Here is a 21,713-nt window from a genome sequence, read left to right as displayed (position 1 = left end):
CCGGCGGGCCTCAGCCGCGGAGCTTGGCGATGTTCTTGTAGCTCAGCTCGGCGTACTGCAGCGACTGCGCCGGGTTGGCCGAGCCGCCGGGCGCGTTGTCCTGCTCGTACATCGGGTTGTGGTAGCCCTTGGCGCCCATCTGCGAGAAGAAGGTCTTGTAGTCGATGTCGCCGGTGCCGAACGGAACCATGTCGTAGCCGTTGGACGTGGCGGTGTTGATCTTGCCGTCCTTGGCGTGGAACAGCGGGAACCGCTTCGTCTGGGCCTGCACGACGCCGAGCGGGTTGAAGACCTGCGTCTGGGTGGAGCCGTCGGGCGCGGTGTAGGTCTTGTACTTGTACTGGGCCACGTGCGCCCAGAAGATGTCCATCTCCAGCCAGACCTTGCCCGGGTCGGTCTGCGTGAGGAAGTACTCGAGGCGGCGGATGCCGGAGGAACGGGTGGGCCTGCCCTGGGCGTCGAGCGGGCCGCTGTCGAGCAGGAAGCTGTAGGCCACGTCGTGGTTGTGGGTGTAGAGCTTGAGGCCGGCCGCGGTGGCGATCTCGCCCAGCGTGTTCCACTTCTCGGCGGCCACGTCCCAGTCGGCCTTGTACGCGCTGCTGGTGGGGTCGTTGCCGGTGCCGACGTGGCCCATGCCGAGGATGTTGGCGATCTCCAGGTGGAGTTTGAAGCGGTCGAGGTCGGCCTGGCTCAGCGGCCAGGAGCCGGGGATGAAGCCGTGGTTGCCCTCGGCCTCCAGGCCGTTGTCGTCCAGCCAGGTGCGCAGCAGGCGGGCGCCCTCGACGGTCTCCAGGTCGGCGCCGCCCTCGGCGTTGGCGTGCTGGCTGTAACCGGCGAACTCCACCTGCTTGTAGCCGATCCGGCTGAGCTCCTCGAACACGGCGCGGAAGCCGGACGGGAGAGTGGTCGACAGCGGGTCGCGTGCGGTGGCGTCGCGCACGGTGTAGAGGATGATGCCCCGCTTGCCGGGCGGCACGAGCACGCCGTTGCCCGCGGCCGCCGCCTGCGCGGCCGACTTCATCGGGCCGGCCGCGGCCACGGCGGCGGCAGCCGCCATGCCGGTCGTGGCCGCGAGGAACCGCCGGCGGTTGAGGCCCAGCCTGCGGCCGAGGGTGCCGGCGGTCTCGATCTCTTCTTCGTACGCGCTCATCGTCGTGCCAACTCCATCTGCGTGAAGAACCCTGATCCCCCCGATGACGCGGCCGTGCCGCGGGTGCCTCCGTTCCCTTCGTCTCACTTCGGCCCCGTGCGACTGTGCGGGGCACCTGGCGAGCAAGTTACGCGACTTTTATCCAATGGGGAAGAAGTTTTGGCATGATCCTTTTGACTTTCGTCATTAAGAGGACAAAGTCGGAGGTCGCGCACGGAATTCGTCAACACAGGGGTCGTCGTGTCCGGGCGTGACGCGGCGGTGAGGGCCGGCGGCCGGGATCCTGTCGCACTGTTCGTAGGCGGGTGACGTAACTTTCCGTCTCCTGTCAGGAAACTTTTGCTTGTCAGTGCCGAAAGATCCCTCTTAGTATCCGAATGTTCCGGGTGATCCTTCATACCCGAGTTGACGGGAGAGTTACAGTGCCCATCGGTGTCTGGCTGGTCGGCGCCCGAGGGTCCGTCGCGACCACGGCGGTGGTCGGGGCGGCGGCGGGTCGGGCGGGAGCGGCTCCGCCCACCGGGTGCGTCATCGAGGCCGCGAACTTCCCCGGGGACTTCACCCCCCTGGGCGACCTGGTGTTCGGTGGTCACGACGTGGTCGCCCTCCCGCTGCGCAAGAGGGCCGAGCTGCTCGCCCAGGCCGGCGTGCTCCCTCCCGCCCTGACGAGCCTGCTCGCCACGGCCCTCGACGCCGCCGAGGCCGAGATCAGGCACGGCTACGTCCCCGGCGAGGAGAGCCAGGCGCAGGCCGCGCGGCGGCTGGCCGCGGACATCGCGGACTTCCGGGAGCGGCATGGCCTGTCCCGCGTCGTCGTGGTGGACGTGTCGTCGACCGAGCCTCCCGCCGAGGTGCCGTACGCCACGCTCGCCGACCTGGACGAGGCGCTCGCGTCCGGACAGGATGTGCTCCCCGCCAGCTCCCTGTACGCCTACGCGGCGTTCACGGCCGGATGCGGCTACGTCGCGTTCACCCCCTCCACCGGCCCGACGCCCCCCGCACTGGACGAGCTGGCCCGGCGGCGCGGCCTGCCGTACGCGGGACGCGACGGCAAGACCGGGGAGACGCTGGTCAAGAGCGCGCTCGCGCCGATGTTCGCCGGCCGCGCGCTGCGGGTCCGCTCGTGGTCGGGGCTCAACCTCCTCGGCGGCGGTGACGGCGCCACGCTGGCCGACCCGGCGGCACGGGAGAGCAAGTCGGCCAGCAAGGCGCGGGCAGTCCCCGCGATCGTGGGCGATGACGTCGAGGGCCTGACGCACATCGACTACGTGGCCGACCTCGGCGAGTGGAAGACCGCCTGGGACCACATCACGTTCGAGGGATTCCTCGGCGTCCGGATGACCATGCAGTTCACCTGGCAGGGATGCGACTCGGCGCTGGCCGCCCCGCTCGTCCTCGATCTCGTGCGGCTCGTCGCGCGGGCCCACGAGGCCGGGCACCGCGGCGTGCTCCCCGAGCTCGGCTACTTCTTCAAGGACCCGTTGGGCGGCGGCGGGCACGACCTGCCCGGCCAGTACGCCCGGCTGGTGGCGTTCGCGCACGAGCTGTCGGAGGGGCGGTCATGAGGGCCTGGCTGGAGCTGGTCCGCGCACCGGCCGCGCTGTCGGTTCCCGGGGACACGCTGGCCGGTGCGGCGGCGGCCGGACGATCGGCCCGGCCCGGCCTCGCCGCCGCGTCTGTGCTGCTCTACTGGGCCGGAATGGCGCTCAACGACTGGTCCGATCGCAAGCTCGACGCCAAGGAGCGGCCGGAACGGCCCATCCCCTCCGGCCGGATCAGCCCGGCGGGCGCCCTCGGCCTCGCCGCCGCCTTGACCGGCGCCGGGGTGGCCACCGCCGCGGTCGCCGGTGGACGGCGCGGGCTCGCGCTCGCGGGCCTGCTCGCCGGCGCGGCCTGGGCCTACGACCTGCGCCTCAAGCACACGGCGGCGGGCCCGGCCGCGATGGCGGCCTGCCGCGTGCTCGACGTTTTGCTCGGGGCGGGCCCGCGCATGCGGGCGGCCGCCCCCATGGCGCTGGCCGTCGGCGCCCACACCTACGGGATCACCCTGCTCGGCCGCGCCGAGGTGGACGGCGCCACCCCCGCGACCATCGCCCAGGCGCTCACCGCCACCGGCGCGTCCGCGGCGCTGGCCGCCGTCGCCTGCCGCGGCGGCGACACCACCGGACGGCTGGGCGCCGCCGCGATGATCGCCGGCTACCTGGCCACCGCGGGAAGGGCCCAGGCGGCGCTGCGCGCCGACCCCGACCCCGAGCAGGTGCGGCAGGCGGTGCGGATGAGCATCCTCGGCCTGATCCCGTTGCAGGCGGCCGCGGTGGCCGGGCGGGGCAGGTTCGCCCAGGCGGCGGCGCTGCTGGCCGCGCTGCCCGCCGGCCGGTGGCTGTCGGCGAAGGTGTCCACGTCGTGACCTCGCTCACCTGGGCCTACTGCACCAACGGCTTCCGCGACCACCCGCTGGACCAGACGCTGGAGGTGCTCGCCGGCCTCGGCTACACCGGCGCGGCGGTCTCGCTCGACCACGGGCACCTCATGCCCGGCGCCTCCCCGGCGGAGGTCGGGCGGATCGCGGCGCTGGCGGGGCGGCTCGGCCTGGCCCTCGCCGTCGAGACGGGCGGCCGTTTCACGCTCGACCCCCGGCGCAAGCACTTCCCGACCCTGCTGCACGACGACGCGGAGCCGCGCGTCCGCTTCCTGGGCGAGGCGATGCGGATCGCGGCCGACCTCGGCGCCCCCGTGGTGCACCTGTGGAGCGGCATCCGGCCGCCCGAGGTGTCCGAGCACGAGGCCTGGGACCGGCTCGTACGGCACTGCGAGCGCCTGCTCGCCGAGGCCGAGACGACAGGCGTCACGCTCGGGTTCGAGCCCGAGCCGGGCATGCTCGTGGCGGACCTCGCCGGATACGAACGGCTGCGCGGCCTGCTCGGCGGCCACCCGAGGTTCGGCCTCACCCTCGACATCGGGCACTGCCGCTGCCTGGAGCCGTACGACGTGCCCGAGTGCGTCGAGCGGGCGCTGCCGCATCTGGTGCACGTGCAGATCGAGGACATGCGGCGGGGCGTCCACGAGCATCTCGAGTTCGGCGAGGGCGAGATCGACTTCCCGCCCGTGCTCGCCGCCCTGGAGGGCTTCGGCGGGCTGGTCGCCGTCGAGCTGGCCAGGCACAGCCACGCGGCGCCCGAGGTGGCGAGAAGGTCGATCGAATTCCTGAGGAGGGCACATGAGCTGGCTGGCGCGGGCCGTAGCCGACGTCGAGCGTGATCCGGAGACCGTCTACGCGCTGTTCCCACGGGCGGCGCGGGAGGGCGGCCCCGGAGCCCGCACCGAGCTGCTGACGGCGCTGGGGAAGGCCCTGCCCGACCCGGCGGCGGCCGTCATGAAGCTCTACTGGCAGGGCGACGCGGGGGAGCGGCTGGAGATCCTGGAGTCGCTTCCGCAGCTCGACCTCGGTCCGGCCGCTCTCCCGCTCGTCCATGACGCCCTGCGGACCAACGACACCCGGCTGGTCGCCGCCGCGCTCGGCCCGTACGGCTCGGCCTGGCTGGACGACCACGCCTTCCGGCAGGGCGTGCTCAAGTGCGTCTTCATGTCCGTCCCGCTCACGTCGGTCGAGGGCCTCGACCGGCGGTTCGACGAGGAGCTGCGGCGCATGCTCGCGGACTTCGCCGCCGAGCGCCGCGCGGCCGGGCGTCCCGTTCCCCCCGACGTTCTCGAGAGGCTCTGACTCCGATGAGGATCTTCGACCCCCACGTCCACATGACGTCCCGCACGACCGACGACTACGAGCGCATGTACGCCGCCGGAGTGCGGGCCGTCGTGGAGCCCGCCTTCTGGCTCGGCCAGCCGCGCACGAACGTCGGCAGCTTCATCGACTACTTCGACGCCCTGCTCGGCTGGGAGCCCTACCGCGCCGCGCAGTACGGCATCCGCCACCACTGCACGCTCGCGCTCAACCCCAAGGAGGCCAACGACCCGCGCTGCGCGGGCGTGCTCGACGAGCTGCCCCGCTATCTGCTGAAGGACTCGGTGGTCGCGGTCGGCGAGGTGGGCTACGACTCGATGACGCCGGAGGAGGACCGCGTCTTCGAGGCCCAGCTCGCGCTCGCCGAGGAGCACGGCCTGCCGGTGCTCGTGCACACGCCGCACCGCGACAAGGCGGCGGGCACCCGGCGCACGCTCGACGTGGTCAAGGGTCTGGACCCCGGCACGGTGCTGGTCGACCACCTCAACGAGCTGACCGTCGGCATGGTCCACGAGGCCGGCTGCTGGATGGGCTTCTCGATCTACCCGGACACGAAGATGGACCCCGAGCGGATGGTGGCGATCCTCAAGGAGTACGGCACCGAGCGGATGATCGTGAACTCCGCCGCCGACTGGGGCCGCAGCGACGTGCTCAAGACCCGCGAGGTCGGCGAGGCCATGCTGGCCGCCGGGTTCACCGACGACGACGTCGACCAGGTGCTGTGGCGCAACCCGGTGGCGTTCTACGGCCAGAGCGGGCGCCTGTCGCTGGACGACGTCGAGTCGGGCGGCGACTATGAGGGCAACACGATCCTCCGAGGGACGCGCTGACCATGCGCCTGCTCCATCCCTCGGGATCCGTCGTCCATCTGGCCTACTGCACCAACGTCCACCCCGCCGAGGACCTCGCCGGGATCCACGACCAGCTCTCCGGCGTCGCCGCCCGGGTGCGGGCGCTGACCGGCGCGCCCGTGCTCGGCCTCGGGCTGTGGCTGTCGTCCGGCGCGGCGCGGGCGCTGCGCGCCGACCCCGGCGAGCTGGCGCGGCTGCGCGCCCGGCTGGACGAGCTGGGGCTGGAGGTCGTCACCCTCAACGGCTTCCCCTACCAGGGCTTCCACGACCAGGTCGTGAAACTCCGGGTTTACCGGCCCGACTGGGCGGAGCCGGAGCGGCTCGCCTACACCCTCGACCTGGCCGAGATCCTCACCGCGCTGCTGCCGGACGACGTGACCGAGGGCTCGATCTCGACGCTGCCCCTCGCCTGGCGCACCGGCTGGACGCCCGACAAGGCCGGGACCGTCGCCGCCAACCTCGACGCGCTCACCAGCGGCCTGCGGGCGCTGGCGGAGCGCACCGGCAAGACGATCCGCGTCGGGTTCGAGCCCGAGCCGGGCTGCATCGTGGAGACCACCCCCCAGGCGGTCGAGCTGCTGGCCGGCACCGACCCCGCGCACCTCGGCGTCTGCCTCGACGCCTGCCACCTCGCCGTCGGCTTCGAGGACGCCGCCGACGCGGCCGGCCTGGGGCTGCCGATCGTGAAGCTCCAGGTCTCCTCCGCCGTCGAGACGCCGCCGGGCGGCCAGCCGGCGCTGGCGGCGTACGAGGAGGAGCGATATCTCCACCAGACGCGCTGCGCGGCCGGATACACCGACGACCTGCCGGAGGCGCTGGCCGGCGGGCTCCCGGCGGACCTGCCGTGGCGCACGCACTTCCACATGCCGCTGCACGCCGCGCCGCCGCCCCCGCTCACCACGACCACTCCCTATCTGGAGGACCTGCTGAAGCGCCTCCTGGCCTCCGCCGACGCCCCCCTCACCCGGCACCTGGAGGTCGAGACCTACACCTGGAGCGTGCTGCCCGGCCCGGTGGACGTCGCCGAGGGCATCGCGGCCGAGCTGGACTGGACCCGGCGGCGGCTCGCCGCACTCGGACTCAAGGAGATCTGATGGCACCCGTCGTCGTCGTGAACGTCGTCGGCCTGACCCCGCGCCTGCTGGCGCACATGCCGAACGTGGCCAAGGTCGGCGCCGCCGCGTCGCTGCGGCCCGTGCTGCCCGCCGTGACCTGCTCGGTGCAGGCGACCCTGCTGACCGGATCGATGCCGCGCGACCACGGCATCGTCGGCAACGGCTGGTACTTCCGGGACCTCGGCGAGGTCTTCCTGTGGCGGCAGCACAACCGGCTGATCCAGGGCGAGCAGCTCTGGGACGCGGTGCCCGGGATCCGCACGGCCAACGTCTGCTGGTGGTACGCCATGGGCGGCTCCAGCGACTTCATCGTCACCCCGCGCCCGATCTACTACGCCGACGGGCGCAAGGAGCCCGACTGCTACACCAGGCCGCCGTCGCTGCACGACGACCTGGTCGCCGAGCTGGGCGAGTTCCCGCTGTTCACCTACTGGGGTCCGACGGCGAGCATCACCTCGTCCAAGTGGATCATCGCGGCCGCCCGCCGGATCCTCGCGAAGGAACGGCCCGACCTGCTCATGGTCTACATCCCGCACCTCGACTACGACCTGCAGCGCTTCGGGCCCGACGCGCCCCAGGCGGTCGCGGCGGCACGGGAGGTGGACGCCGCGCTCGCGCCGCTGTTGCGGGAGGACGCCACCGTGATCGTGCTGTCGGAGTACGGCATCACCAACGCGTCCCGCCCGGTCGACGTCAACCGGGCGCTGCGCCGGGCCGGGCTGCTGGAGGTCTACACCCAGGACGGCATGGAGTATCTCGATCCCTGGGCCTCCCGGGCCTTCGCGGTCGCCGACCACCAGGTCGCCCACGTCTACGTGAACGACCCCGCCGACCTGCCCCGCGCACGGGACGTCGTGGCCGAGCTGCCGGGCGTGGACGAGGTGCTGGGCCAGGAGGGCAAGGCGGCGTACGGCCTCGACCACGAGCGGGCCGGCGACCTGGTCGCCGTGGCGGAGCCGGACGCGTGGTTCACGTACTACTACTGGCTGTCCGACGACCGGGCGCCCGACTTCGCGAAGCTCGTGGAGATCCACCGCAAGCCCGGGTACGACCCGGCGGAGCTGTTCATGGACCCCGACGACCCGTTCGTGAAGCTGCGCGCGGGCGCGGCGCTGGCCCGCAAGAAGATGGGCATGCGCTACAAGATGTCGGTGGTCCCGCTCGACCCCGAGCCGGTGCGCGGCAGCCACGGCCGCCTGCCCGACGCGGCGGCGGACGGACCGGTGCTGCTCGGCCCCTTCGACAAGGACGCCTACGCCGCGACCGAGGTCAAGGGCCTGATCACGCAGCTGCTGAAGGGCTGAGCCGGCGGAAGACGGCCGCCGTCCCCTCTGAGTGGGGCGGCGGCCGTCCCGCGTTCTGACCGGCTCACGCGGGGCGCGCGCTCCGGCGGCATGTGCTCAACTCGCGCATGCTCAACTCGCGCATGCTCAACTCGCGCATGCTCAACTCGCGCATGCTCAACTCGCGCGTGCACCCATGGCGCGTGCCCATCTCACGCGTGCCGACTCGGGGCGTGCCTACTCGGCAGAGAAGACGTGGTCGCTGATCAGCCGGGTCGCCCCGATGATCCCGGCCGTGTCGCCGAGCTCGGACAGCACGATGGGCAGGTTGCCGGTCGCCAGCGGCAGCGAGCGCTGGTAGACGACGCTGCGGATCTCCGCGAGCAACGCGTGGCCCAGACCGGCCACCCCGCCCCCGATGATCACCAGGCCGGGGTTGAAGAAGCTCACGAGCGACGCCAGCACCATGCCCACGTGCCGCCCGCCCTCACGGATCATCCGTACGGCGGCGGCGTCTCCCGAGGCCACCGCGGCGGCGACGTCCTCCGCCGTCAGCACGCCTTCCTGCGCGAGCCGTTCGGCCAGGAAGGGGGAGTCGCCCGACTCCGCGGCGGCCCGGGCGTCGCGGGCCAGCGCCGCGCCGCCGAAGTAGGCCTCCAGGCAGCCGGTGTTGCCGCAGGGGCACACCGGGCCGTCGTCGGACACCCGGATGTGGCCGATGTCACCGGCGCTGCCGGTCACCCCGCGGTAGATCTCGCCGTCCACCACGATGCCGCAGCCGATGCCGGTTCCGATCTTCACGAGCAGGAAGTCGCCGACGGCCCTGGCCAGGCCCGCGTGCAGCTCGCCCAGTGCCATGATGTTCACGTCGTTGTCCACGAGCACCGGGCAGCCGAACTCGCGGCTCAGCGTCTCCCGTACGGGGAAGCGGTCCCAGCCCGGCATGATCGGGGGCGAGACCGGCGTCCTGTCGAGGAAGCTCACCGGGCCGGGGACCCCGATCCCGACGCCGTGGATCTCGGTCGTCTCGCCGGTCCGCAGCTTGCCGACCAGTTCAAGGGCCTGCTCCAGCACGGCCTCGGGGCCGTCGCGCACGTCGGCCGGTTTCGACAGGTGGCCGAGCACCTCCAGCTCGCCGTTGGTCACCCCGACGTCGATGGATGTGGCGCCGATGTCGATCCCGACGAACCGCAGGTGTGAGGCGACCCGTACGATGCCCGACCGGCGGCCGCCTCGCGAGGCGGCGAGCCCGCCCGACTCGATGAGGTTCAGCTTGGCGAGCCGGTCGAGCTCGAGTGCGAGCTTCGACGGTGACAGACGGGCCACCTCGCCGAGTTCGGCGCGTGAACGCGCGCCGTCCTGACGCAGGAGGCGCAGGATCCGCGACTGGTGCGGGTTCTCGGGGCGAGCCGTCATTCGCTTCCGCTCTTCGGTCGGGGACTCGGGATGCCTGTCCAGAAGTGACTGGACTTCTGCTCTTACTACAACAACTTTATTACAGGGAACCGTTACTTTTTGCCCGTCAGGTGAAAAGTTTCTGAGAATCTTGCGTTCCTGTCTGATTTGTCGGTTGGCGTCCGAGGTGTGGCCATACATGCTCCCGCCGAGGTGGCCGGGCGCCCGTTTCCCGCGGACACGCCCCGCGCCGGTGCGGGACCCGGCCGTACGGGCCGGTAGCTTTTCCCCATGGACGAGATTGCGGGTCGTCATGTGGTCGTCGTCGGCGGGGGCATCGCGGGTCTGGCCGCGGCGCTGCACCTCAACCGGGCCGACGCCGGCCTGCGGGTGACAGTGCTGGAGGCGGCGCCGAGGATCGGCGGCAAGCTGTACGCGTCGCAGGTGGCGGGGATCGAGGTCGACGCGGGCGCCGAGTCGATGCTGGCGCGGCGGCCCGAGGGCAAGGAGCTGGCCCGGCTGGCCGGCCTCGGCGACGACCTGGTGGACCCCGGCACGACCCGGGCCGCCGTCCTGTCGCGCGGTGCGCTGCGCCCGCTGCCCCGGGAGCAGGTGATGGGCGTGCCCTCCGACGTGGTCGCGCTCGCGCGCTCGGGCGTCCTGTCGCCGGCCGGGCTCGCCCGGGTGCCCCTCGACCAGTTCCTGCCGCCCACGCTCGTGACCGGGGACGTCTCCGTCGCGGCGTACATCCGGGCCCGGATGGGGAGCGAGGTCGTCGACCGGCTGGTCGAGCCGCTGCTCGGCGGCGTCTACGCGGGCCGGGCCGACATGTTGTCGCTGGACGCGACCATGCCGCGGATCGCCGCCGTCGCCCGCACCGAGCGGTCGCTGCTGCAGGCGGCCCGGAGCATCACGGCCGAGGCCCCCGCGAACGCCGGGCCGGTCTTCACCACGCTCAGGAACGGCATGGGCGCGCTGCCCGCCGCGGTGGCCAAGGAGTCGGGCGCGCAGATCCGCACCGGCGTCACCGTCCGCGACCTGATCAGGACGCCGGACGGCTGGCGGCTGGTGACCGGTCCCACCAGGGACGAGGAGACGATCGACGCCGACGCCGTCGTCCTCGCGGTGCCGGCGCGGCCCGCCTCCCGCCTGCTGCGCCGTGAGGTGCCGAAGGCGGCGGCGGAACTGGCCGCGATCGAGTACGCCAGCATGGCGATCGTGACCCTCGCCTATCCCCGGACGGCGTTCCCCGAGCCGCCGGAGGGCAGCGGCTACCTCGTGCCGCCGGTCGAGGGCAGGCCGGTCAAGGCGGCGACGTTCAGCAGCGTCAAGTGGCCCCACCTCGCCGAGGCCGACCGCAACGTCCTGATCGTGCGGTGCTCGATCGGCCGCCTGGGCGAGGAGCTCGTGCTCCAGCGTGACGACGCCGAGCTGACGGCACTGGCGATGAACGAGATGGCCGAGGTCATGGGCGTGCGGGGGCTGCCGCTCGACACCCGGGTCACCCGCTGGGGCGGCGGGCTCCCGCAGTACGACGTGGGCCACCTCGACCGGGTCGCCCGCGTGCGCGCCGCGATCGCCGGGCAGCCCGGCCTCGCCGTCTGCGGCGCCGCGTACGAGGGCGTCGGCATCCCGGCCTGTATCGCGACCGCGCGCACCGCCGCCAAGCTCGTGCTCGAGCACCTGCGGCAGGCACAGGGGACGACGGCCGCGGACGCCTGACGGGAGGCGGTGATCGTCCGGCGGGCGAGCGGCGAGGACGTCTGAGGGGACCGGCGAGGACGTCCGAGAGACGGCGGGGACGTCCGAGAGGCGGTGGGGAGGCCCGCCGCCGACGCCTCCGGGCGGTGCCGGCGCGGTTGATCGGCGGCACCCCGAGGCCGGACCGCCGCCCCCTACCGGCAGAATGGAGGCATGACGGAGCCTGCCCCGCGGCCCAAGGCACGCGATCTCAATCTGGTCATTCGCTACACGATGTGGTCGGTCTTCCGGCTGCGCGACCAGCTTCCCGCCGCCCGTGAGGGCGTGGCCGACGAGGTCGAGGAGCTGCTCGCGCAGGCGGCGGGCAAGGACGTGACGACCCGAGGCTGCTACGACGTGGCCGGGTTCCGCGCCGACGCCGACTTCATGTTCTGGTGGCACGCCCCCACGCCCGAAGACCTGCAGGAGACCTACACCCGCTTCCGCCGCACCGCCCTCGGGCGCGCGAGCGAGCCGGTGTGGTCGGCCATGGCCCTGCACCGCCCGGCCGAGTTCAACAAGTCCCACATCCCGGCCTTCCTCGCGGATGAGGAGCCCAAGGGCTTCGTCTGCGTCTACCCCTTCGTACGGTCCCTGGAGTGGTACCTGCTGGAGGACTCCGAGCGGCGCAGGATGCTGGCCGAGCACGGCAAGATGGCGCGCGAGTATCCCGACGTGCGGTCCAACACGGTCGCCTGCTTCGCGCTCAACGACTACGAGTGGATGCTGGCGTTCGAGGCCGACGAGCTGCACCGCATCGTCGACCTGATGCGCCACCTGCGCGGAGCCGAGGCGCGGCGGCACACCAGGGTCGAGATCCCCTTCTACACCGGCACCCGCAAGCCGGTCAGCGAGCTCGTCGCCGCGCTGCCCTAGCCATGCCCTTACAGCCACCCGCCCGGTGCCCCGGGCGGGTGGGCCCTGGCGTGCTGGAGCGACGCAAGGGACATTTAGGTTGATCTCGCGCGAAGCGTCGGAAACGGTCTTGGCGGCCCGAAGTCTTTGCCATACTGTGACGAAGAATCGACGTCTAGGTGAGGCAGAGTGGCTAGCGGGCTGGCACGTTCCAGGGGGCGCCGCCGCAAGAGGCGGGCCCGTTCGCACGTTGTCGAGGTGTCTCTTGGGGTGGCCGCCTTCGCCGTCGGGGCCGTGGCCATCGCCTGGCCGCTGTCGCGTTCCGGCGCGGAGCCGCGGCACGTGGTCGCCGCGCCGGCGCCGCACGCGTCCCCGGCCGGCGAGCTGACCGTCGCCAGCGTCGAAACCGACAAGAAGCCGGCCACCAAGCGGGACAAGAAGGCGGCGGAACAGAAGGCGTCCGGACGGTCGAAATACACCGACACCAAGGCGGAGGCCTACTTCCGCAGCAGGTGGAGCGACAAGACCGCCAAGCGCGTCAAGGACATCCGCACCGAGGGCGGCTACCTGCGCATCTACACGAACCTCCCGGAGAACGCCGGCAACTCCAAGACCGCGATCACGCTGTGCAAACGCGGCCTGGAGTATCTGGCAGAGCGGGGGGAGTCCAACCCCGTCGTGTTCGTCCAGGCGAGGTTCGGCGAGAACGGCAACCCCGTCCTCGCCAACGTCCTCGGCCCGGACGACGACGACTGCCGGGTCACCTACCCCAAGCCGAAATAGGCGTCACTCGCCCGGCTGCAGCGTCAGGCAGACGGAGTTGATGCAGTAGCGGTCGTCGGTCGGCGTGGGATAGCCCTCGCCGTGGAACACGTGCCCGAGGTGTGAGTCGCAGCGGGCGCAGCGGACCTCCACCCGGCGCATGCCGAGCGAGTCGTCCTCGTGCAGGGTCACGGCCTGCGACTCGGACGGCTCGTAGAACGACGGCCAGCCGCAGTGCGACTCGAACTTCGTCTCCGACCGGAACAGCTCCGCCCCGCAGGCGCGACAGGAGTAGACGCCGACCGTCTTGGTGTCGACGTACTCGCCGCTGAACGGGCGCTCGGTCCCCGCCTGCCGGAGGACCCGGTACTCCTCGGGGGAAAGCTGCGCGCGCCACTCGGCGTCGCTCTTGATTACCTTCTCCATGCTCACCACCCTGCCTTCGTGGGCCCCTCGCGGGGATTACGAAGTGGGAAACTCCGCGGACGCCCCGGATCTTCCCCGCACATGTTGACGAGGCGGAGCATCCTTTCCCGGGTCTTCCGGCGTCTTCATTGACGAGGGGGTTGATCGCCGTCACCCGCGCGGGGGCGGTCACCCACACCGCCGTCAGGGCGGCGAGGCACCCGACCCGTGCTGGACGCCGCCGGACGGCGAGAGGAGGCCGCCCGCGGGCGGCCGTCGTGGTCCGTCCCGTCGCGTGCGGCGCAGTCCGAACGCGAGCGCGCCGTACGCGACCACGTGCCTGCGCCGGGAGGGCGCGGCCGTGGGAGCGCCCGGTCCGGCCGCCGTCGGCAGCCCGGGACGGACCCCCTCATCCGGGTAGTGTCACGTGCATGGCTTCGCCGTACATCGAGATAGAGGTGGGTGGCCGCACCGTCAAGGTCACCAATCCGGACAAGGTCTACTTCCCCGAGGCAGGCGCCACCAAGCGCGACCTGGTGGAGTACTACGTGAGCGTGGGGGACGGCGTGCTGCGCGCCCTGCGGGAACGGCCGACCTACCTCAAGCGGCACCCCGACGGCGTCGGCACCGACGCCATCTACCAGAAGCGGATGCCCCGGCATCCCGACTGGATCGAGACCGTCACGGTGCGCTTCCCCAGCGGGCGTACGGCCGACGCGTTCTGCCCGACCGAGGTGGCGGCCATCGCGTGGTGCGCCAACCTCGGCACCATCGACTTCCACCCGTGGCCCGCCCGCCGCGCCGACCTCGACCACCCCGACGAGCTGCGCATCGACATCGACCCGCAGCCCGGCACGTCGTTCGAGCAGGCCCGTCAGGTGGCCTTCACCGTGAAGGAGATCCTCGACGAGCTCGGTATGACGGGCTTCCCCAAGACCTCGGGCAGCCGCGGCATCCACGTGAACATACGCATCGAGCCGCGCTGGACCTTCACCGAGGTGCGGTACGCCGCGATCGCCTTCGCCCGCGAGGTCGAGCGCCGCTCGGACCTCGCGACGAGCGCCTGGTGGAAGGAGGAGCGGGGGGAGAAGGTCTTCATCGACTACAACCAGAACGCCCGCGACCGCACGGTGGTGGCCGCCTACTCGGTCCGCGCGCGGCCCGACGCCCGGGTCTCGGCCCCCGTGACCTGGGATGAGCTGGCCGGCTGCGACCCGCGCGACTTCGACATCAGAACCATGCCGAAGCGGTTCGCCGAGCTGGGCGACGTGCACCGGGCGATCGACGACCACGCCTTCGGCATCGGCACGCTGCTGGAGTGGTACGACGCCGACGAGCGGGGCGACATGCCCTATCCGCCGAACTACCCCAAGATGCCCGGCGAGCCGAGGCGCGTCCAGCCCAGCAAGGCGAGGCCGTCCGGCTGATCGTGACTCGCCGGGCGGTGTTTTTGTCCCACTGTCTCTGCTCTTGATCGGCTCTTGCATTCCCGCCCGGTGTCCCTGGAGACGGGTGCGGGGATGGTCCTGGCGAGCGCTCGCCGACGGGGGAGCGGGCGCTCGTCCCCGGGCAAGACCGCGCACGGACGAACCTGGAACACCCGAGCCTCGCCCTCACACCGCTGCCGAGGGCGGGGCCGTTGTGCACACGACCGAGCAGGGGGAGACAACCGCATGTGCCTGAGCTGCGGCTACGGCGAGCCCGACGACGATCGTGGGGATACCGGCCACATCACCTGGACGGATCCGCGGAATGCCTCCGGGGCCGTGGACAACGGCCCGGAGCAGGCCGCCGGCGACATCGGGTCCGGGACGGACGCCCTCGGCACGCCGCCTTCCTGACGCCCGGCCGGTTTCCCCTGTCCGGAACAGCTGGAAGCCGCCGCTAGACCGATATGTATGGAGAGTGACCAAGTGACGACACCGGTCAAGAGGATCACGATGTCCAAGCCGTTCTGCGCCCTCGCGGGCGTCGGGCCGTACGCCCTGGCCAAGGCCGGCGAGGTGTACGAGGACATGGCCCTCCGCGGGCGCAGGATCGTGAGCAGGATGAGCCGGGAGGCCGCGCAGGAGTTCGAGGAGACCGCGCACGAGCTGGAGGGCCTCTCCAGGTCCGCCCGCCAGCAGGAGAGGCAGGAGCGGGAGACCGTCGGTACGGCGACGGGCCGGAGCCGCACCGCGACTACCAGGGCGTAATGTGCGTCCTACGGCGGTCCCGCCCTCTTACCCGAGGGTGGGACCGCACTAGGCGCACGTTCGCGGGCGCTCGTTCCTCCCCGCGGGCTCTCAGCCGTGAGGCCCGAAGACAGGGGTCATCGGGAAGGTGATGCGGTGGGTGTCGCCGCCCTTCGGACCGCCTGCCTCGACCACTTCGAACGCCAGCTCGCCGTCATCGCCGTTACGGCTGTTCTGGACCAGGATCTCCACCTCGACCGTGCCGACGCATCTCCTCGCCCATGACCTCAGCCCTGATGCGGGCCTTGCCGATCTCGCCTCGGATCACGTCCATCGCGCGTCGCCCCTTGCGAACGGCCAGACCCGAACGGCCAGACCTCGGTGTCGTTTCCGCTCACAAGCCAGAGGTGCCGGGGACCTCGACATGTATCGCTCCAAGCGGTCCGCCTGCTCGGTGTCGGGAGGACACCGGTGGGAATGGAGCCAGGATGGACCACAGGGACTTCTTCGGCAGGGTGGCCGAGCGCAGCGGCCTGTCGCGCGAGGAGGCGGCGGATCTGAGCCGCGCGACACTGGAGCTCCTGGGAGACCGGCTCAGCGCCACGGAGGCTCAGCATCTCGCGTTCGAACTTCCGGAGCCTCTCCGGGAGTCGGTCCACGTCAGTGATTCGATCCAGCGGCTCGGGTTCCGCGAGTTCGTCGTGCTGATCGGCAAACGCACAGGGCTGACCGAGGAGGAGGCGAGGGGAGGGATCCGGGCCGTCCTGCTGACGCTGCGGGACGCTGTTCCGGACGAGACCTTCGACCATGCCATGTCGCAGCTGCCGGCCGAGTTCCAGCAGGCCGCGGAGTAAGCCGTACGGCCGGGGCGGTGCGGTCAGGGCGGTGCGGTCGGTGGTGAAAGCTCGCCCCCTCCTAGCCGGCGGTGCGCACGGCGTCCTCCCAGGTCGATTCCCACACCCCTACGCACCCCGGGCCGGGAGGCGGTGCCTACAGTGGACGGTATGGCTATCGCCATCGGCCTCGTCGGTGCGGGCCGCCGGGCGGCGGAGGTGCACGCACCAGCCATCGCGGCGTGTCCAGAAGCGCGCTTCGCGGGCGTGTGGGCGCGATCGCCGGGTCCCACGCAGGCGCTCGCGGCGCAGTACGGCGTGCCGGCGTGCGGCCGCTTCGAGGACCTGCTCGACCACTGCGAGGCGGTGGTGTTCGCCGTGCCGCCTCCCGTCCAGCCCTACCTGGCGGAGGTCGCGGCGGGGCAGGGCAAGGCACTGCTCCTGGAACGGCCCGTCGCGGGCGACCTGGCCGGCGCGGAGCGTCTGGCCGAGGCCGCCGGACGCACGGTCTCGCAGCTCGCGCTGCTCTGGCGTTACTCGGCGACGGTCCGCCACTTCCTGACCGACGCGGTTCCGAAGACCTTTCCGAAGGGGGCCAGCGGTCTGGTCGTCACGACAGCCCCGCCCGATCCGCGCCCATGGCGCAGAGGATTGAGCGTGCTGCGCGGGGACCTCGGCCCCGATCTCCTGGATCTCCTCGACGCCGCGCTCGGCCGTGTGATCGGCGTTCACGCGCACGGCCAGCCGACCGGCTGGTTCGGGATGATGTTCGAGCACGAGGGCGGGACCTACAGCGAGGTCTCCATGTACACCTCGCCCGAGCCCGTCAGGGAGCGCGCCGAGATCGAGGTGTTCGGCTCCGGCGGCGTGGCGGCCGTCGACGGCGTGGCCGCCGTCGGCAGCGAGGCCGTCGACACCATGTACCGCGAGTTCGCGGACACCGCCGGGCACCGCCGGCGGCACGAGCTGGACGCGGCCCGCGGCCTGCACCTTCAGCAGGTGATCGAGGCCGTGGAGAGCGACCTGCTCCACCGTGACGACGACTGAGCGCGCCGCCTGTCGCCGGCCGCCCGGACGAGGTCAGCGCGTGCGCGGCCACACGCCGTCGTAGCGGTAACCCAGCTTCTCGACGTCCAGGACGTTCGCGACCGTCTCGCTGTACCGGGGCAGGCGGCTGGACTCGGTGACGTTCCCGTACGCCGACCGGATCGGGGCACCGGGATGGCGGGTGCGCCATGTGTGCCACAGCAGGTCGCCGAAGCAGGCGATGACCCAATACAAGGGGTCGTTCGGGGCGGAGGGCAGGGCCAGGTCGCCTCCGATGCCCATCTGCACCGCGCCGATGTGAACCTCCATCTGCATGTTGAACACCTGGAAGTCCGGATTTTTCAGCATGTTCACGATGAGATCGGGCGAGGCCCACGCGGGGATCTTCCCGCCGTCGGCGTAGGAACGCCGGAGCGGATGAGGTCGTGGGATTCTGGCCGTCCACCCGGCGAACGCACCGTTGAGCACGGCCTGATCGTGTTTCGCGTCGCCGTTTCCCCCGAAATACTCCTTCGACAGCACCACCGAGCGGTGCGGCGACCGGCTGTCGCGCGTCCAGTCCCAGTACGGCACGGACACGGCCGGATCGATGCGCTGGAGCTCCCGCTCGAAGTGCAGGAGATATCTACGCTGCCACGGCAGGAAGAAGCCGTTGGCGTGGGTGGCCGCGAACTGCTCGGTGTAGGCGTTGACCAGCGCGTCGTAGGTCCCCCGTGCCTTCAGCGTGCGCACCGCCCGGACGAACGCCTCCCACTGCTCCTTGGGCAGGTCGCCGATCCGCCGGCGTACCGTGACCGGGGCCGCGTGCGCCGCCGGGCCGCGCACCCCGAACGCGATCGCCGCCGTTCCCCACACCGCCGACGCCAGCATCTCCCGCCTGCTCGGCCCGCGCATATGTCCGCCCCCCGGATGTCCTCGAATCACATGGCCTGTTGCGACCGGCCGAAAGATTAGAACGGCGAAGCCGCCTGACCGTGAATTTCGCGCCGTGTCGGGGTGCCGGGAGGGGACGAAACGAACATCGGGGGAGTGATCGCCGGGCCAGGAGAGGCGATCACTCGGCGGAGAGCGCGTGGACGAGCCGGGCGACCGGGCGGCGCCGCACCATCCGCGGGCACGGCCACGGGAGCGGGCCCTGGCCGGGCGACCGGGCGGCGCCGCACCGTCCGCGGGCAGGGCCACCGGGACAGCGGGCTCTGGCCGGGGGATCGCCGGCCCGGCCGGTGGCGGCACCCCGGGCACGGGGCGTCGCGGCGGGGTTGTCGGTGCCGTGTGCCACTGTAGGAAGCGTGCGCCGCATCCACCCCTACGCCGAGGACGAGCCGGACATCCCCGCCGCCTACGCCTATCCGCGCGACCACTGGCTGCGCCTCAACATGGTGAGCAGCGCCGACGGCGCGGCCTGGGTCGAGGGCCACTCGGAGGGCCTGTCCGGCCGGACCGACAAGCGGATCTTCGGAGTGCTGCGCGGCCTGGCCGACGTGGTGCTGGCCGGGGCCGCCACCGTCCGCACGGAGGGATACCGGCCGGCCCGCCCGCGCGAGTCGTGGCGGGCCCTGCGGGAGGGGAGGCCCCCGGCGCCGCCCATCGCCGTCGTCACCCGCCGCCTCGACCTCGACCTCGGCAGTGAGCTGTTCACCGAGGCGGAGCCGTACGCCCGGACGATCGTGATCACGACCGAGTCGGCGCCGAAGGACCGCCGCGAGGAGGCGGCCGCGAGGGCCGACGTCATCGTCGCGGGCGAGGAGACGGTCGATCTCGCGACCGCCGTCGGCGAGCTGCGCGCCCGGGGGCTCGGCCGTGTTCTGTGCGAGGGCGGCCCCCGGGTGAACGCGCAGCTTGCCGCCGCCGGCCTGGTCGACGAGCTGGCGCTCACCGTGAGCCCGCTGCTGACCGGCGGCGACGCGGCGCGCATACTGGACGGCGTCGCATCGCACACGCCGCTGACCCTCGCCCAGGTGCTCGAAGATGACGGCTTCCTCTTCTGCCGATACATCAGGGAGGCGCAGGATGAAGCTTCCGGTTGAGCCGGAGATCCCCGGTCTGGATCTGCCGGTCGTGCCGCCGGTCGCGCCGATGCTCGCCAAGGCCGTCAAGGGGCTGCCGAAGCAGGACGGCACGCTCTTCTACGAGCCGAAGTGGGACGGCTTCCGCTGCATCGTCTTCCGCGACGGCGACGAGGTCTTCCTCGGCAGCAGGAACGAGCGGCCCTTCACGCGCTACTTCCCCGAGCTGGTCGAGGCCATCCGGCAGGAGCTGCCGCCCAAGTGCGTCGTGGACGGCGAGATCGTGCTGATCAGGGGCCAGTCGCTCGACTTCGACGCGTTGCAGCAGCGCATCCATCCCGCGCAGTCCCGGGTGCGGCTGCTGGCCGAGAACACGCCGGCGTCCTTCGTCGCCTTCGATCTGCTCGCCACCGGGACGGAGGACCTCATGGAGGCGCCGTTCTCGGCGCGGAGGGCCCGGCTGGAGGAGATGCTGGCGGGCGCGGGCCGGTCCGTACGGCTCACGCCGGTCACCCGGGACGAGAGCCTGGCCGCCGAGTGGTTCGACGCGTTCGAGGGCGCAGGTCTCGACGGCATCGTCGTCAAGCCGGGCGACCAGCCGTACACGCCGGACAAGCGCGTGATGTTCAAGGTCAAGCACGAGAGGACGGCCGACTGCGTGGTGGCGGGCTACCGCGAGCACAAGTCGGGGCCGATCGTCGGCTCGCTGCTGCTCGGGCTCTACTCGCCGGACGGTCGCCTGCACCACGTGGGCGTCGCCGCGTCCTTCCCGATGAAGCGGCGTGAGGAACTCGTCGAGGAGCTCGCGCCCTACCGGGTGGAGGACCTGAGCGAGCATCCGTGGGGACACTGGGCCGAGGTCGCGACGGGCGGCGCGCAGGGCCAGCGCCTGCCCGGCGCCGTGTCGCGGTGGAACGCCAAGAAGGACCTGTCGTTCATCCCGCTGCGGCCGGAACGTGTGGTCGAGGTGGCCTACGACCACATGGAGGGCGACCGGTTCCGGCACACCGCCCAGTTCCGCCGCTGGCGCCCGGACCGCACGCCCGCGTCCTGCACCTACGAACAGCTCGAACGCCCGGTGAGTTACGACCTCGACAGGATCCTCGCCCGCTGACCCGCAGGGCGGCCGACCCGCTGCCCGCCGGCCGGCCCGACCACAAGTAGCTCTGGCCTTCAGCCGGTCAGGGCGCGGACGGCGGCGGTGACGACGACGGCGACCGCGACGACCACCAGGAACGGCGCGCGCAGCAGCAGCGCGACGGCCGCCGCGGCGAGCCCGGCGGCCCGGGCGTCGACCACGAGCGTGCGACCGTCGGCGAAGGTCTGCAGGGCGATCAGCGCGGCCAGCGCCGCGATCGGCACCAGCGCGGCCAGCCTGCGGACGAGGGGCCGTTCCAGCACCGCCGCCGGCACCGAAAGGCCAAGCAGCTTCACGGCGTAACAACCGGCCGCCGTGACGACGATCGCGACCCAGACCATCAGCGTCCTCCTTGGGGCGAACGGCGGGTGAGCAGCCGTGACGCGGCCAGCACGGCGGGCGCGGCGAGCACGGCCACAAGCCCCGGCACCCCTGCGGGCAGGAACGGCACGCAGGCGAGGGCGAGCACCACGGCCAGCACCGCCACCACCGCCTCCGCATGCCGGGCGAGCGGGTCTCGGGCCGCCTGCGGTGTGCGGGGCGCCTCATCGCGTGGTTCCGCGTGGACACCGGGCCGGGCGCGGCCACGGGGTCCGCCGTCATCGGGCGGTTCGGCAGGGGAAGCGGCGGCGGGCCTGGAGGAGGAACGGCCTCGGAGCATGGGCAGGAGCAGGGCGAGGAAGACGGCCGGACCGGCGGCGTCGAGCCCCCACGCCGTCGGATCGCCCAGCGCGGAGGCGCCCAGCGCGCCCAGGAACGTGGTGATGTTCCACCCGGCGTACAGGCTGACCCCGGTGACCGTGAACCCGAGCCGGGCGAGGCGCCGGTCGGGCTGGGCCAGGGCCACGGCGGAGGTTTCGTCGATCACCCACTGCGCGGCGAGCGGGCGGACCGATCCGGGGAGCCCGAGCAGCTGTGACAGCCGCAGCCCATAGAAGGCGTTGCGGACGCCGAGCAGCAGCGCCCCGGCCGCGGCGGCTAGCGGGTTGCCGCCGCTGCCGAGCGCGCCCACCAGCGCGAACTGGGACGCCCCGGTGAACACGAACAGCGACAGCACGCAGGTCTGGACGACGGTCATCCCCGCACCCGCCGAGGTCACGCCGAACGCGAAGCCCGACAAGCCGACGGCAGTGCCGACCCCGAGGGCGTCCCGTACGACTGCCGCCCGGGGTTTCGGCGGCAGACCGGCCTGCACTGGTGTGGTGGTCACCCGCCAGAGA

23 protein-coding genes are annotated in these 21,713 nt (G+C 72.1%); 16 read left to right on the top strand and 7 right to left on the bottom strand.

What is annotated here, in order from left to right:
- Positions 1–10 precede the first annotated feature (10 nt).
- Positions 11–1,150, bottom strand: a complete 1,140-nt coding sequence (locus FLV34_RS04195) for a sugar phosphate isomerase/epimerase (RefSeq protein WP_142645467.1) — start codon at positions 1,148–1,150, stop codon at positions 11–13.
- A gap of 422 nt (positions 1,151–1,572) precedes the next feature.
- Here FLV34_RS04195 and FLV34_RS04190 point away from each other — a divergent pair, with 422 nt between their 5' ends.
- From FLV34_RS04190 to FLV34_RS04160, 7 genes are read left to right on the top strand one after another with little or no spacing between them, the layout of a single operon-like run.
- Positions 1,573–2,715 (top strand): inositol-3-phosphate synthase, encoded by a 1,143-nt coding sequence (locus FLV34_RS04190; protein ID WP_261985651.1) that lies wholly within the window; start codon positions 1,573–1,575, stop codon positions 2,713–2,715.
- Entirely contained in the window at positions 2,712–3,557 is an 846-nt protein-coding gene (locus tag FLV34_RS04185) for an SCO3242 family prenyltransferase (protein ID WP_147942407.1), read from the top strand. Before FLV34_RS04190 ends, FLV34_RS04185 begins: the two co-directional genes overlap by 4 nt.
- On the top strand, positions 3,554–4,408 hold the full coding sequence (locus FLV34_RS04180; protein WP_142645464.1) for a sugar phosphate isomerase/epimerase: 855 nt from the start codon (positions 3,554–3,556) through the stop codon (positions 4,406–4,408). Before FLV34_RS04185 ends, FLV34_RS04180 begins: the two co-directional genes overlap by 4 nt.
- Positions 4,368–4,871, top strand: coding sequence for an EboA domain-containing protein (locus FLV34_RS04175; RefSeq protein ID WP_142645463.1), 504 nt, complete (start codon positions 4,368–4,370; stop codon positions 4,869–4,871). Before FLV34_RS04180 ends, FLV34_RS04175 begins: the two co-directional genes overlap by 41 nt.
- A 5-nt stretch (positions 4,872–4,876) precedes the next feature.
- Complete coding sequence (locus FLV34_RS04170; RefSeq protein WP_142645462.1) at positions 4,877–5,719, top strand: TatD family hydrolase; 843 nt, start codon at positions 4,877–4,879, stop codon at positions 5,717–5,719.
- A 2-nt stretch (positions 5,720–5,721) separates the two neighbouring features.
- Positions 5,722–6,834: a metabolite traffic protein EboE gene (gene eboE / locus FLV34_RS04165; protein ID WP_147942406.1), complete on the top strand. Its 1,113-nt coding sequence runs from the start codon at positions 5,722–5,724 to the stop codon at positions 6,832–6,834.
- Complete coding sequence (locus FLV34_RS04160; RefSeq protein ID WP_147942405.1) at positions 6,834–8,159, top strand: alkaline phosphatase family protein; 1,326 nt, start codon at positions 6,834–6,836, stop codon at positions 8,157–8,159. The genes eboE and FLV34_RS04160 overlap by 1 nt, the downstream gene beginning before the upstream one ends.
- Before the next feature lie 216 nt (positions 8,160–8,375).
- On the opposite strand, the gene FLV34_RS04155 is transcribed toward FLV34_RS04160, so the two are convergent.
- On the bottom strand, positions 8,376–9,554 hold the full coding sequence (locus tag FLV34_RS04155; RefSeq protein WP_147942404.1) for an ROK family transcriptional regulator: 1,179 nt from the start codon (positions 9,552–9,554) through the stop codon (positions 8,376–8,378).
- 270 nt (positions 9,555–9,824) lie between these two features.
- On the opposite strand from FLV34_RS04155, the gene hemG reads away from it, so the two are divergent.
- From hemG to FLV34_RS04140, 3 genes are all read left to right on the top strand, one after another.
- Positions 9,825–11,255 (top strand): protoporphyrinogen oxidase, encoded by a 1,431-nt coding sequence (hemG, locus tag FLV34_RS04150; RefSeq protein ID WP_142645458.1) that lies wholly within the window; start codon positions 9,825–9,827, stop codon positions 11,253–11,255.
- A gap of 192 nt (positions 11,256–11,447) precedes the next feature.
- The gene (gene hemQ, locus FLV34_RS04145) at positions 11,448–12,149 is read left to right on the top strand and encodes a hydrogen peroxide-dependent heme synthase (protein WP_142645457.1); all 702 of its coding nucleotides are present in this window, start codon (positions 11,448–11,450) and stop codon (positions 12,147–12,149) included.
- Positions 12,150–12,386: 237 nt separating this feature from the next.
- The gene (locus FLV34_RS04140; protein ID WP_142645456.1) at positions 12,387–12,911 is read left to right on the top strand and encodes a hypothetical protein; all 525 of its coding nucleotides are present in this window, start codon (positions 12,387–12,389) and stop codon (positions 12,909–12,911) included.
- Positions 12,912–12,914: 3 nt separating this feature from the next.
- On the opposite strand, the gene msrB is transcribed toward FLV34_RS04140, so the two are convergent.
- Complete coding sequence (msrB, locus tag FLV34_RS04135) at positions 12,915–13,316, bottom strand: peptide-methionine (R)-S-oxide reductase MsrB (protein ID WP_142645455.1); 402 nt, start codon at positions 13,314–13,316, stop codon at positions 12,915–12,917.
- A gap of 410 nt (positions 13,317–13,726) precedes the next feature.
- On the opposite strand from msrB, the gene ligD reads away from it, so the two are divergent.
- The gene (gene ligD / locus FLV34_RS04130) at positions 13,727–14,722 is read left to right on the top strand and encodes a non-homologous end-joining DNA ligase (protein WP_147942403.1); all 996 of its coding nucleotides are present in this window, start codon (positions 13,727–13,729) and stop codon (positions 14,720–14,722) included.
- Positions 14,723–15,208: 486 nt separating this feature from the next.
- A complete protein-coding gene (locus FLV34_RS04125) occupies positions 15,209–15,490 on the top strand; it encodes a hypothetical protein (RefSeq protein WP_142645453.1) in 282 nt (93 codons plus the stop codon).
- A 90-nt stretch (positions 15,491–15,580) separates the two neighbouring features.
- Here the strand turns inward: FLV34_RS04125 and FLV34_RS40180 are convergent, their stop codons facing one another.
- Positions 15,581–15,721: a hypothetical protein gene (locus FLV34_RS40180; RefSeq protein ID WP_187280533.1), complete on the bottom strand. Its 141-nt coding sequence runs from the start codon at positions 15,719–15,721 to the stop codon at positions 15,581–15,583.
- 236 nt (positions 15,722–15,957) lie between these two features.
- On the opposite strand from FLV34_RS40180, the gene FLV34_RS04120 reads away from it, so the two are divergent.
- Positions 15,958–16,323 (top strand): DUF2267 domain-containing protein, encoded by a 366-nt coding sequence (locus FLV34_RS04120; RefSeq protein ID WP_142645452.1) that lies wholly within the window; start codon positions 15,958–15,960, stop codon positions 16,321–16,323.
- A gap of 150 nt (positions 16,324–16,473) precedes the next feature.
- The gene (locus FLV34_RS04115) at positions 16,474–17,349 is read left to right on the top strand and encodes a Gfo/Idh/MocA family protein (protein ID WP_147942402.1); all 876 of its coding nucleotides are present in this window, start codon (positions 16,474–16,476) and stop codon (positions 17,347–17,349) included.
- 33 nt (positions 17,350–17,382) lie between these two features.
- Here the strand turns inward: FLV34_RS04115 and FLV34_RS04110 are convergent, their stop codons facing one another.
- A complete protein-coding gene (locus tag FLV34_RS04110; RefSeq protein WP_147942401.1) occupies positions 17,383–18,243 on the bottom strand; it encodes a tyrosinase family protein in 861 nt (286 codons plus the stop codon).
- A gap of 395 nt (positions 18,244–18,638) precedes the next feature.
- Here FLV34_RS04110 and FLV34_RS04105 point away from each other — a divergent pair, with 395 nt between their 5' ends.
- A complete protein-coding gene (locus FLV34_RS04105) occupies positions 18,639–19,376 on the top strand; it encodes a pyrimidine reductase family protein (protein WP_147942400.1) in 738 nt (245 codons plus the stop codon).
- 16 nt (positions 19,377–19,392) lie between these two features.
- Positions 19,393–20,469, top strand: a complete 1,077-nt coding sequence (locus FLV34_RS04100) for an ATP-dependent DNA ligase (protein ID WP_142645562.1) — start codon at positions 19,393–19,395, stop codon at positions 20,467–20,469.
- Positions 20,470–20,528: 59 nt separating this feature from the next.
- Here the strand turns inward: FLV34_RS04100 and FLV34_RS04095 are convergent, their stop codons facing one another.
- Positions 20,529–20,837: an AzlD domain-containing protein gene (locus tag FLV34_RS04095; RefSeq protein ID WP_142625312.1), complete on the bottom strand. Its 309-nt coding sequence runs from the start codon at positions 20,835–20,837 to the stop codon at positions 20,529–20,531.
- Complete coding sequence (locus FLV34_RS42175) at positions 20,834–21,703, bottom strand: AzlC family ABC transporter permease (protein ID WP_261985650.1); 870 nt, start codon at positions 21,701–21,703, stop codon at positions 20,834–20,836. The genes FLV34_RS04095 and FLV34_RS42175 overlap by 4 nt, the downstream gene beginning before the upstream one ends.
- Between the last annotated feature and the right edge of the window lie 10 nt (positions 21,704–21,713).

Origin of the sequence: Microbispora sp. CSR-4 (assembly GCF_008033685.1) — a bacterium.
Taxonomy (GTDB): Bacteria; Actinomycetota; Actinomycetes; order Streptosporangiales; family Streptosporangiaceae; genus Microbispora.
Note: the sequence above shows the minus strand (reverse complement) of the source record. Positions and strands in the feature narration are given on the sequence as shown.

What these genes read in the sequence shown, in the direction of transcription:
- FLV34_RS04170 (WP_142645462.1), top strand. Translation starts at nt 4,877, where the DNA reads ATGAGGATCTTCGACCCCCACGTCCACATGACGTCCCGCACGACCGAC.
- hemQ (WP_142645457.1), top strand. Translation starts at nt 11,448, where the DNA reads ATGACGGAGCCTGCCCCGCGGCCCAAGGCACGCGATCTCAATCTGGTC.
- FLV34_RS04160 (WP_147942405.1), top strand. Translation starts at nt 6,834, where the DNA reads ATGGCACCCGTCGTCGTCGTGAACGTCGTCGGCCTGACCCCGCGCCTG.
- FLV34_RS04175 (WP_142645463.1), top strand. Translation starts at nt 4,368, where the DNA reads ATGAGCTGGCTGGCGCGGGCCGTAGCCGACGTCGAGCGTGATCCGGAG.
- FLV34_RS04110 (WP_147942401.1), bottom strand. Translation starts at nt 18,243, where the DNA reads ATGCGCGGGCCGAGCAGGCGGGAGATGCTGGCGTCGGCGGTGTGGGGA.
- FLV34_RS04155 (WP_147942404.1), bottom strand. Translation starts at nt 9,554, where the DNA reads ATGACGGCTCGCCCCGAGAACCCGCACCAGTCGCGGATCCTGCGCCTC.
- FLV34_RS04120 (WP_142645452.1), top strand. Translation starts at nt 15,958, where the DNA reads ATGGACCACAGGGACTTCTTCGGCAGGGTGGCCGAGCGCAGCGGCCTG.
- hemG (WP_142645458.1), top strand. Translation starts at nt 9,825, where the DNA reads ATGGACGAGATTGCGGGTCGTCATGTGGTCGTCGTCGGCGGGGGCATC.
- FLV34_RS04185 (WP_147942407.1), top strand. Translation starts at nt 2,712, where the DNA reads ATGAGGGCCTGGCTGGAGCTGGTCCGCGCACCGGCCGCGCTGTCGGTT.
- FLV34_RS04195 (WP_142645467.1), bottom strand. Translation starts at nt 1,150, where the DNA reads ATGAGCGCGTACGAAGAAGAGATCGAGACCGCCGGCACCCTCGGCCGC.
- eboE (WP_147942406.1), top strand. Translation starts at nt 5,722, where the DNA reads ATGCGCCTGCTCCATCCCTCGGGATCCGTCGTCCATCTGGCCTACTGC.
- ligD (WP_147942403.1), top strand. Translation starts at nt 13,727, where the DNA reads ATGGCTTCGCCGTACATCGAGATAGAGGTGGGTGGCCGCACCGTCAAG.
- msrB (WP_142645455.1), bottom strand. Translation starts at nt 13,316, where the DNA reads ATGGAGAAGGTAATCAAGAGCGACGCCGAGTGGCGCGCGCAGCTTTCC.
- FLV34_RS04115 (WP_147942402.1), top strand. Translation starts at nt 16,474, where the DNA reads ATGGCTATCGCCATCGGCCTCGTCGGTGCGGGCCGCCGGGCGGCGGAG.